General features: G+C 73.5%; 11 protein-coding genes. 6 read left to right on the top strand and 5 right to left on the bottom strand.

Annotated elements, in window-relative coordinates; translation table 11 throughout:
* Positions 1–304 (top strand): ferritin-like domain-containing protein (locus tag AB0C36_RS32370; protein WP_358361173.1); only part of this gene is annotated, 304 nt, incomplete at its 5' end.
* Positions 305–480: 176 nt separating this feature from the next.
* Here AB0C36_RS32370 and AB0C36_RS32365 read toward each other — a convergent pair.
* On the bottom strand, positions 481–891 hold the full coding sequence (locus AB0C36_RS32365; RefSeq protein ID WP_358361170.1) for a hypothetical protein: 411 nt from the start codon (positions 889–891) through the stop codon (positions 481–483).
* A 288-nt stretch (positions 892–1,179) separates the two neighbouring features.
* On the opposite strand from AB0C36_RS32365, the gene AB0C36_RS32360 reads away from it, so the two are divergent.
* Both AB0C36_RS32360 and AB0C36_RS32355 read left to right on the top strand, forming a co-directional pair.
* Positions 1,180–1,815, top strand: coding sequence for a bifunctional 4-hydroxy-2-oxoglutarate aldolase/2-dehydro-3-deoxy-phosphogluconate aldolase (locus AB0C36_RS32360; RefSeq protein WP_358361167.1), 636 nt, complete (start codon positions 1,180–1,182; stop codon positions 1,813–1,815).
* Positions 1,816–1,933: 118 nt separating this feature from the next.
* Positions 1,934–2,677: a PaaI family thioesterase gene (locus AB0C36_RS32355; protein WP_358361164.1), complete on the top strand. Its 744-nt coding sequence runs from the start codon at positions 1,934–1,936 to the stop codon at positions 2,675–2,677.
* A 51-nt stretch (positions 2,678–2,728) separates the two neighbouring features.
* Here AB0C36_RS32355 and cobF read toward each other — a convergent pair whose 3' ends face one another.
* The gene (cobF, locus tag AB0C36_RS32350; RefSeq protein WP_358361162.1) at positions 2,729–3,544 is read right to left on the bottom strand and encodes a precorrin-6A synthase (deacetylating); all 816 of its coding nucleotides are present in this window, start codon (positions 3,542–3,544) and stop codon (positions 2,729–2,731) included.
* Between the two features lie 201 nt (positions 3,545–3,745).
* Positions 3,746–4,747, bottom strand: a complete 1,002-nt coding sequence (locus tag AB0C36_RS32345) for a LacI family DNA-binding transcriptional regulator (protein ID WP_358361159.1) — start codon at positions 4,745–4,747, stop codon at positions 3,746–3,748.
* 210 nt (positions 4,748–4,957) lie between these two features.
* Between AB0C36_RS32345 and AB0C36_RS32340 the strand changes: the two genes are divergently transcribed.
* Entirely contained in the window at positions 4,958–6,703 is a 1,746-nt protein-coding gene (locus AB0C36_RS32340; protein WP_358361156.1) for an amidase, read from the top strand.
* 17 nt (positions 6,704–6,720) lie between these two features.
* Here AB0C36_RS32340 and AB0C36_RS32335 read toward each other — a convergent pair whose 3' ends face one another.
* Entirely contained in the window at positions 6,721–7,386 is a 666-nt protein-coding gene (locus AB0C36_RS32335; RefSeq protein ID WP_358361155.1) for a nitroreductase, read from the bottom strand.
* A gap of 82 nt (positions 7,387–7,468) precedes the next feature.
* Here AB0C36_RS32335 and AB0C36_RS32330 point away from each other — a divergent pair, with 82 nt between their 5' ends.
* Complete coding sequence (locus AB0C36_RS32330; protein ID WP_358361153.1) at positions 7,469–8,017, top strand: GNAT family N-acetyltransferase; 549 nt, start codon at positions 7,469–7,471, stop codon at positions 8,015–8,017.
* A gap of 636 nt (positions 8,018–8,653) precedes the next feature.
* Here AB0C36_RS32330 and AB0C36_RS32325 read toward each other — a convergent pair.
* Positions 8,654–9,334, bottom strand: coding sequence for an RNA polymerase sigma factor (locus AB0C36_RS32325; RefSeq protein WP_358361150.1), 681 nt, complete (start codon positions 9,332–9,334; stop codon positions 8,654–8,656).
* 255 nt (positions 9,335–9,589) lie between these two features.
* Between AB0C36_RS32325 and AB0C36_RS32320 the strand changes: the two genes are divergently transcribed.
* Positions 9,590–9,901, top strand: coding sequence for a hypothetical protein (locus tag AB0C36_RS32320; protein ID WP_358361147.1), 312 nt, complete (start codon positions 9,590–9,592; stop codon positions 9,899–9,901).
* Positions 9,902–10,231 lie beyond the last annotated feature (330 nt).

Raw genomic sequence — 10,231 nt, 5'->3', positions numbered from 1 at the left:
GAAGCCGCCGATCACCGGCGTACCGCTCAAGAGCCAGGCCGCGGTCACCGACGCCCTCGGCAAGGTCACCGACGTGCCCGGCGTCGCGAAACTGGCGCTGCAACTCGAGGACCAGGCCGCGCAGACCTACCTGTTCGCGCAGTTCAACGTCACCGCACCGGCCGGGATCGAGACGGCGGCGACGATCGCGCCGGTCGAGGCCATGCACGCGGCGATCCTGCGGTACCTGCTCGGCGAGTACCCGGTTCCCGACGACTTCCTGCCGGTCGACAAGGCGGCCAAGCCGGACGACCTCACCGTCTGACGGCGGGGCCGACAACCCGGCCCGCGCACGCCCCCGCCGGGGACAGGCCCGAAAGCCCTGTCCCCGGCGGGGTCCGGCGGCACAGCCTGCCGTGTCGAGCCGAACCAGGCAGTCCGCGCCCGGTTTTGCGCGGGTGCATGCGCTCGCAGACCGTCGGGGGAGCGGATCTCGTGGTCCTACCGTGCGGTGTTCGCGCTCCCGTCGTGCCGTCGACCGGCCCGGAACTCGTGGCCTTTGCGGGCGCTCCACGCGTTGAGCGCCGTCCTGGCCGGCAGGACGAGGCCGCAGGCCGGGAAGACGAGCGCCGGGAACAGCCAGATCCCGACGGCGTCGGCGCCTGTTGCCGCGCGGACGATCACGGTGCCCACATACCCGGCGGCCCCGGCGCCGAGCCACCACTTCCAGGCGCTCCGGCTGGGGCCGTCCGGTCGATTCGGGTCCTCGTCCTCGCGGGTGCTGACCGGACGCCCGTTCCGCCTGCGCCACAGCGCCCGGACCAGGAAGGCACCGCCGAAGACGGCGAGTCCCACCGCCAACAGACCCCACTCCGCGGGTGACTCCGGTATTCCTCGGGCGTACTCGTTCACGTCCTGCCTCCGGTGGCGATCGCCGTGACATGGTCCGCCTAACGCTGCCCTCGGGCGCGAAGGGCACACGAACGTCCGCAGTTTCCGGCCGACTGCCGAGCCCCGCGGCCGTCTCCGAATCCGCCCGGCGCCTGGGCGTCCGACGTCCGAGCGGGTGCTTCGCGGACGAGATGCGGATCAAGGCCGGCTGACGGGTTAGACGATCACAAGACACCGGCCGACTGCGGACGGACATCTTCCGAACGCATTCCAGGCCGCCCACCGCACCGACCGGCACGAAGGAACCTCATGCACTTGGCCGAACTCCCCTTCCGGACACTCGCGATCGTCCGTGGCACCGACCGTGCCGCCGCCCTGCGCACCGTGCTGACTCTCGCCGAAGAGGGCATCACCGCAAGCGAGGTCTCGCTGACCACCACCGACGCGTTCTGGGTGATCGAGCACGCCCGCCGCGAACTCGGCCCCGACGCCGTCCTCGGCGCGGGCACCGTCCTGACCGCGGACGATGCCGCCCGCGCGGCCGCCGCCGGCGCGAGCTTCCTCGTCACCCCGGGGCTGATCGACGAGCCGACGCCGCACGTCGGCAGCCCCGGAACCGAACTGCCGGTCCTGATGGGCGCGTTGACTCCCAGCGAAATCCTGGCGGCCACACGTCGCGCGGCGCTCGGCGTCGCGCTCTTCCCTGCCTTCGTCGGCGGCCCGGCATATCTGACGGCGTTGCGGGACACCTTTCCGTACGTGCCTTTCGTCCCGGTCGGCGGCATCGACGCCCCCACCGCGGTGGCCTACCTCACGGCCGGAGCCGCGGCCGTCGGCGTCGGCGTACCCCTCGTCGGGGACGCGGCGGACGGCGGCGACCAGAACGAACTGCGCGCCCGCGCCGCGCGATGGTGCAGTGCTCTGTCCGCTGCCCACACCCCTTGACCAACGGCGCGGGTCGGTGGCCGGGGACAGGCGGTATATGATCGGCGGGATTTACTTGTCACAGTCATGTAGTGGCGGGTCCGCCAGGGTACGCGCCGGAACACCGAGGAGCACCGCCGTGGCCGAACCGGGCACCGACACCGACGACTTCGCCGCACTCGAACAGCTGATCGTGGGGGAGATCCCGGACGTCACATCCATCCCCGACGAGGCTCTGGACCTCGTCGAGCAGGTCCGGGACCTGGTCGAGGCCACCGTGCTCACCGATGTCGGAGCGGACGTGCGTTCGGCCGCGGCCGGCCTGGTGGCGCAGGCCACCGAACTCCTCAAGGCGGCCACCCACCCCAGTGCCGTACGTTTCGCCCGGACCCCCGACGGCCGCATCGACCAGCTCGCGCAGGCCGGCTCCGGCATGCTCAACCCGCAGGCGCCGCGGATGGTCATCCGCCCGGTCCTGGACGCGGTGGACGTCGGCGCCGAACCGCGGTCCGTGGAGGTCGTCGCCGACTGCGTCCTGACCGCCGCCCACAGCGGCCCGCCCGGCCGGGCGCACGGCGGTGTGGTGGCCACGCTGCTCGACCACCTGCTCGGCATCGCCACGTCGGCGGCCGGACGGCCGGGCTTCACCGCCGGGCTGGAGATCCGCTACCGCGATGCCACGCCGTACGACGTGCCGCTCGAAGTCCGGGCGCGCTGGACGCACCGCGACGGCCGCAAGAGCTTCGCGACCGGCGAGATCCTGGCCCAGGGCCGGGTCACGGCCGAGGCGACAGGCGTGTTCGTCGCCCCGCGCGACATGCAGGCCCGGTGGCAGCGCGACGCGGAGGCCCGGCCCGAGCCCGCGGACGCCGGTCAGGCCTGAGCCCGTTCGCCAGGCTCGGGTTCCGGCGCGGGTTCCCGCCCGGGTTCCGGCTCAGGCGCCGGGCGGTTCCTCGGCGGGATCGTCCCGGCACGGGCGCAGCAGGTAGGTGTCCATGATCCAGCCGTGCCGGGCCCGGGCCTCGGCACGCAATGCCACGATGCGGTCGGCGACGTCCGACAGCCTGCCGGAGACGAGGATCTCGTCGGGCGTACCGACGTAGGCACCCCAGTAGATCCACATGTCGTCGCCGGGCAGGCGCGTGAACGCCTGGTGCGCGTCGAGCATCACGGCGATGTCGCCGCCGGAGCCGGTGAGGTCCGCGAGTTCCTCGGTGAAGTACCGGCCGGGGGTGATGTGCAGCGGACGGCCGACCTGGGTGAGGGTGGTGCGGTGGCGCGCCGCCAGCGCCGAGACGCTGCTGATCCCCGGGATCACCTCGTAGTCGAAGTCGACACCGCCGCGGGCCGCCACGTCGTCGAGGATGTCGATGGTCCCGTCGTAGAGTGCGGGGTCGCCCCAGACGAGGACGGCGCCGCACTCACCCGGGGCGAGTTCGTCGCGGACGGCTCGTTCGTACGCGTCCGTGCGGCGCTCCCGCCAGACGCGCACGGCAGCGTGGTAGGCGGGGGTGTCCGCCACGTCGCGCCGGCGCTCGGGGTCGCGGATTCCCACGAGGCGGTGGTCGGCCTTCGCGTGCCGGTCGAGGATGTCCCGGCGAGCACGGACCAGGCTGTCCTTCTCCGGCCCCTTGTCCAGCACCAAGAACACGTCGGTACGCCCCAGCGCGGCCACGGCGGCGAGGGTCAGGTGCTCGGGGTCCCCGGCGCCCATCCCGATGACGAGGACATGTCGGCGGGCGACGGTCACGGGCGGAGGTCCTTCCGGTCGATGGCGGTGGCGCCGGCCTCGGGGGTGTCGATGCGATGTCGCCGGCAGGGCGGCGTCACCGTTTCGGCACCGAAGGCTCTTCGGCGGCCGGGCGCCACACTAACCGAGTCGTGACGTACGTCGATCACGGGTTCGAGTCCGGGGATGCGGGACCGCGGGGCGGCGACCACCGGGGGCGGGTCAGCGGGCCGGTTGTGTGGAGGCCCGGGGGTGCAGGACCCAGTCGTGCGGGCGGACGGTGTCCGGCGGGGTGCGGTCGGCCAGGATGTCGCAGAGCAGTTCGGCGCAGGCGCGTCCGTACTCCGCGGGCCTGAGGTCGACCGCGGTGATCGGCGGGTTGCTGGTGCGGGTCGCGGTTCCGTCCACGCAGGAGGCCACCAGCAGGTCTTTCGCGGGCGTGCGACCGAGCGCTGCGGCGGCGTGCAGGACCCCCGGCGCCGCGCCGTCGGGACCGCAGACCACGGCGTCCACGTCCGGTGCTGCTCCGAGGAGGTCGCGTACGGCGTCGGCGGCCTCGTTCGGGGTGGCGGCGAACGGCACGGCGCGTACCGCGACGCGGGTGCGGTGCTCGCGCCCCCAGGCGTCGGCGGCGTCGCGCAGGGCCTGGGCCCAGGTGGACTCGCCGCTCGGCGCCAACAGGGCGGGGCGGCGGGCGCCGCGTTCGGCGAGGTGGTCGAGGAGGGCGGTGAGCGAGGCGGCGTTGTCGCAGACCACCGCGCCGCTGGGGGCGGGGGACGGGCCCGGGTAGCGCTCGCCGGTGACGACGGGGACGCCGGCGCCGAGCATGTCGGGCACCGCGTCGTCGGCGGTGTCGGGGTCGATGAGCAGCAGGCCGTCGACGCGGGAGGCGAGTGGGCCGTGGGCGGCGGCGGACCGGCCGAGCAGGACCATGTCGAACCCGTCGTCCTGGGCGCGGGCGACGGCCCCGAAGGCGAGGTTCATGTAGTAGTCGAGTCGGCTCGCGGTCCGGGGCAGGTGCAGGCCGATGGCCCCCGTGCTGGCGCGGCGCAGCCGGCGGGCGGCGCTGTTGGGGCGGTAGCCGAGCGCGTCGGCCGTCGCGCGGACCCGGGCGCGGGTGGCCTCGGCCACGCGCCCGGAGCCCTGGAGGGCGTCCGAGGCGGTGCTCCGGGAGACGCCGGCGGCGCGGGCCACGTCGAGCAGGGTCACGATGCGGACGGTCACAGCCATGGATTGTAGATGCCCTGGTCGGGCGCTTGCCGGATCGATCCGGCTCCGGCTAGATTCGGCACTGCCGGATCGATCCGGCACGGCCTCGCCCAGGCCCACTGGCCCACAAGCCCCACAAGCCGCATAAGAGCTTCAAGACCCACAAGACCCACAAGCACGCCCAGGCCTTTCGCCCGACGGATCAGCCAGCAGGAGGCACCCCGCATGACGCGCGGATTCGACGTCTTCGACGTCGTGGAGACGAGCATCGCCGACCTGCGCGCCGCGCTGGAGAAGGGCGAGACCACCGCGGTCGGGCTGCTCGACGCGTATCTCGCCCGGATCGACGCCTACGACCGCCCCGGCACCGCCACCGCGCTCAACGCGATGGTGGTGATGAACCCGGACGCGCGCGCCGACGCGGAAGCCTCCGACGCCCGCCGGGCCCGCGGCGAGACCCTCGGCCCTCTGGACGGCATCCCGTACACCGCCAAGGACAGCTACCTCGCGAAGGGGCTTACCGCAGCTGCCGGTTCGCCGGCGTTCGAGCATCTCGTGGCCCGGCGCGACGCGTTCGCCGTCGAGCGGCTGCGCGCCGCCGGGGCGGTGCTCATCGGCCTGACCAACATGCCGCCGATGGCGAACGGCGGGATGCAGCGCGGCGTGTACGGGCGAGCGGAAAGCCCCTACAGCGCAGATTGGTTGACGAGCGCGTACGGCTCCGGCTCGTCGAACGGGTCGGGCACCGCGACGGCGGCGTCGTTCGGCGCGTTCGGCCTCGGCGAGGAGACCTGGTCGTCGGGGCGGGCGCCGGCCTCCAACAACGCGCTGTGTGCGTACACGCCCAGCCGCGGGGTGATCTCGGTGCGCGGCAATTGGCCGCTCGTGCCGACGATGGACGTCGTGGTCCCGCACACCCGCACCATGGCCGACCTGTTCGAACTGCTCGACGTCATCGTGGCCGACGACCCGGAGACGCGCGGTGACCTGTGGCGTGCCCAGCCGTGGGTCGCGTTGCCCGCGGCGTCGCAGGTACGCCCCGCCTCGTACCCGCAGTTGGCCCCCGCGAGCGCGGCGGCCGCCCGGACCGCCCTCGCCGGTCGGCGCGTAGGCGTGCCCAAGATGTACGTCAACGCGGACCCCGAGGCCGGGACGAACCCCGACGGCGGCATCGGCGGGCAGACCGGGCAGCGCATCGAGACACGTGCGTCGGTGCTCGCGCTGTGGGACGCGGCCCGCCGCGACCTGGAGGCGGCCGGCGTCGAGGTGGTCGAAGTCGACTTCCCGGTCGTCTCGAACTACGAGTCCGACCGCCCGGGGGCGCCCTCGCTGCACACGCGCGGCCTGGTGGCCCGCGAGTTCCTGACGGTCGAGATCGAGGACCTGTCCGCGTGGGCCTGGGACGACTTCCTGCGCGCCAACGGAGACCCGGAGCTCGGCACGCTGGCCGACGTCGACGGGGCCCGGATCTGGCCCAAGCACGAGGGTGAACTCCCGGACCGCTACGCCGGTTTCGACGACACGATCGGCGAGTACCCGCGGTTCGTGCGGGAACGCCCGTACGCCTCGGTCACCGACATCCCGCACCTCGCGGAGGGGCTGCGCGGGCTGGAGGAGACGCGCCGGATCGACCTGGAGGAGTGGATGGACGAACTGCGGCTCGACGCGGTGGTGTTCCCCGCGGTCGCGGACGTCGGCCCGGCGGACATGGATGTGAACGAGGCCTCCGCCGACCTCGGCTGGCGCAACGGCGTCTGGGTCGCGAACGGCAACCTGGTGCCGCGGCACCTGGGCATCCCGACGGTCACCGTGCCGATGGGCACCATGGCCGACATCGGCATGCCGGTGGGGCTGACCTTCGCGGGACGCGCGTACGACGACAATGCCCTGCTCGCGCTGGCGGCGGCCTTCGAGGCGACGGGCGACCGCCGCACCGAACCCCTGCGTACGCCGAGGCTCACGGCCGGCTGACCCGCGCGGCCGGGCCGTCACCCTCCGACGAAGCTCACGGTCTCCGTGACGCGCGCCCGGCCGGTGCGCAGCGGCGGCACGCCCGCCTTGTCGTATCCCACCGAGACACCGCAGAACAGGACGAGCCGGTCGTCGGCGCCGACCGTCTCGCTCACAGTCCTGCGGTACATGGTCCACATCACCTGCGGGCAGCTGTGCAGCCCCTCCGCCCGCAGCAGCAACATGACCGTCTGGAGGTACATCCCGGCGTCACCCCACTGACCGGGCCCCATCGTCCGGTCGAGGTAGCAGAACAGCACGACGGGAGCCCCGAACGCCCCCGAGTTCAGGGCCGCGATCTTCCGGGGCCGCTCGGGGTCGTCGCGCTCGATGCCCAGCGCCGCGTACCGCTGGGCGGCCGCGGCGGAGAAGCGGTCCAGGTACGGCGGGGCCAGATCGGCCGGGTACATCGGGTACTCCCGCTCGTCGCCCGGGTCCCCGGACAGCGCCCGTGCCGTTGCGCGCCTCTTCAACTCCGCCAGGGGCTCACCGGTCACGACGTACACGTGCCACGGCTGGAGGTTCCCACTCGACGGCGCCCGCGCCGCCGTCGACAGCACTCGTTCGAGTACGTCCCGGCGCACCGGCTCGTCGCTGAACGCCCGCACGGCCCGGCGACTGTCCACGGCCTCATATACGTCCACGCCTCCGTGACCCTACCTCGCGGCGGAACAAGCGTTCGACGGCCCCCGCGCGTCCCCGCGGACACGATCTAGCATGGGCGGCATGTCCAATACGTCGTCACGGGTCGAACTGCACCCGCTCACCCTCGCGGACCAGGACGAGTTCTGCTCCCTCGTGCGGGCCAGCGCCGACCTCCATCGGCCGTGGATGCAACTACCCGCGACCGCCGAGGAGTTCCGGACCTGGATGCGGCGCTTCGAGGACGGCACCAACCGGGGCTACCTGATCCGCGTCCGGGAGACGGGTGCGGCGGCCGGCACGGTGAACATCAATTCGATCATCCGGGGGCGCTACCAGGGGGCGTCCGTCGGCTATGCGGCGTTCGCCCCGTCCGCGGGGCAGGGGTACATGGCCGAAGGACTGACCGCCGTCCTGCACCACGCCTTCAACGACCTGCGTCTCCACCGGTTGGAGGCCAACGTCCAGCCCGGCAACAAGGCGTCCCTGCGCCTGGTCGAACGCCTGGGGTTCCGGTACGAGGGCCTCTCGCCCGCCTACCTCTTCATCGACGGTGCCTGGCGTGACCACGAGCGCTGGTCCGTCACCGCCACGGCTCCCTGGGTGCCGGACCCTTCCCTGCCCGAGATCTGAGATCTGACATCTGAGATCAGGAAGTCACCGTCGTGGGCGGGGCACTTGTGCCCGGCGGGCGCTGCGGAACGGGTGGCGTCGAGGGGACCGATGTCGGCCCGGGTGTGGTCGCCGTCTGGGTGGGCCGGGTCGACGGCTGATCCCCGGGGTACAGCGGCTTCGCCGGCGGCGCGTCGGATGGGGACGCGATTGACGCGGCGGGTGTTGCGGCCGTCGGAGAGATGGCAGGCGGCAGGCCGGGCGGGACACTTGGCGACGGGATGCCCGGCCCCTCGGGTTTGGACGTCGGCGTCGGCGTCGGCGTGGGCGCGGGAGTCGATGCGGGCGCCGGAGACTGCGACCGTGTCGGGTCCTGCCCAACCCCCGCCGGCGGAACCGGCACCGGATCGGTCGCCGCTCCCGGATCGGGTGCGAGGACCGCCCACACGAGGACCGCAAGTCCCGTGGCCGCTCCGACGGCCAGCGGAACCGCCAGCCGCAGAACGGGCCTTCGCCACCCCTGAAGGCGCCGCGCGCCACCGGGCGGCGGCACCGGCGGTTGGGCGGGACGCAGCGTGTCCACGGTGATGCCCGCGGCCCGCTGCTGCAGGTGCGTGCGTACCCGGTCTTCCAGCGCGCGCAGTTCACGGTCCGACGTCATCGGGTTGGCTCCAGCATCCGGTGCAGCGCCTTGAGCGCGCGGTTCGCGGTGGACTTGACGGTGCCCTGCGGAACACGGAGCGTGCGCGCGATGTCCGCTTCGCTCAGCCCCGCGAAGTAGCGCAGCACCAGCACCTCGCGCTGCCGGGGCCGCAATCGGTCCAGGGCCGCCCGGAGTTCCCGGTCCGACTCGGCGCGTACCGCGTCCTCTTCGGGGGACGGCGCGGGCGGCAGCTGCGGCGGCACCCAGGCACGCGCGGTGCGGCGGCGGCGCAGCAGCGAGCGGCTGCCGTTGACGACGCCTCTGCGGAGGTAGCGTAGCGGGTCGTCCACGCCGGTCATCCGCGCCCCGTACCGGCGGTACGTCGCCGCGAAGGTGTCCTGCACGATGTCCTGCGCCGCGTCGACGTCGTCGACGAGCAGCGCCGCCAGGCGCACGAGTTCGACCCGGTGGCCGTGGTAGAGGTCGGTGATGGTGAGCCCGCCGGGCGGCGCGGCGGTGACGCCGGAAGGCAGGTCGTCGGCCGGTGGGCGAAGGTCCTCGTGGCGGTCGGCCAGTTCGCGGCCCATGCGCAGGAGCACGCCGGCCAGGTCCTGGGCGCGCGTACGGGACGGCCGCCGGAGAATCGGCCGGCGCGTTGGGCCGAACGGTAGCGACAGCGTGTTCTCCGTGGTCATACGCTCCTCGATGGACCAAAGGGGGCGGTGGCGGTCCCGTCCGGGGCGGTCCGCTTCCGAGGACCTGCCGCGTACGTCGTACGTGTGGGACCGCGCACCTGGTTGCACCGCGGGACGCGCACCGGGTGGCGCGCGTCCCGCGGCGTCGAGACGGACGTCCGGCCGGCGTCACGTCACATAGCCCTCGGGCAACTGTCCTGAAGACGTCAGGCGGTGGACTGCCTGCGCCCGCGCGTGGCCAGGAAGATCCCGCCCGTGCCGACGACGAGGAACGCGGCACCCGCGCCGCCGTACACGAGAGGCGAGGTCCCGGATCCGGTGCGCGGCAGTTCCGCCGGCACGGTCGGGGCGCTCGGCGACCCGGAAGGCGTCACGGCGGTTGGCACCGGTGTCGGCTTCGCCGCCGACGCACCCGGAGGCGCGGGCGGGAGGGTGGGCTTCTGCGTCAGAGTGGGCGGCGCACTCGGGGCCGGTGTCATGTCGGTCGGCGGAGCGACCGTCGGGGACGCCGACGGGGTCGCCGGCACCGACGGGCTGGGGACCGGGGCAGGCGTGCTCGTCGCGTAGGCGGCACCCGCGCCCGTGGTCAGGACCGCGCAGGCCGACAAGAGGACGCTCGCCGCGCCGACGCGCGCACGGCCGCGCCGGTCGGGACGACCGCGAAGGGGATGGGACAAGTCCGGGCTCCTCACAGGTTCCGTACCGCGCGGGACACGCAGTACGGGGGTCCAGACGCGCGACTCGCGAGGAGGTTCCCTCCGTACGGGAAAAATCTTCAGGGCATTTGGCGGCCGGCCCGTCGGCGGTGCGCTCGACTCGCGGTATCCGCGGGGCGAGACGGCGTGGCGGCCGCGGAACCTGCGGGAGAACGCGCTCGGGTCGGATCACCGGCCGGAG

Source organism: Streptodolium elevatio, from assembly GCF_040649515.1.
Taxonomy (GTDB): domain Bacteria; phylum Actinomycetota; class Actinomycetes; order Streptomycetales; family Streptomycetaceae; genus Yinghuangia; species Yinghuangia elevatio.
The sequence above is the reverse complement of the archived record's forward strand: the minus strand, read 5'-3'. Positions and strand labels throughout refer to the sequence as shown.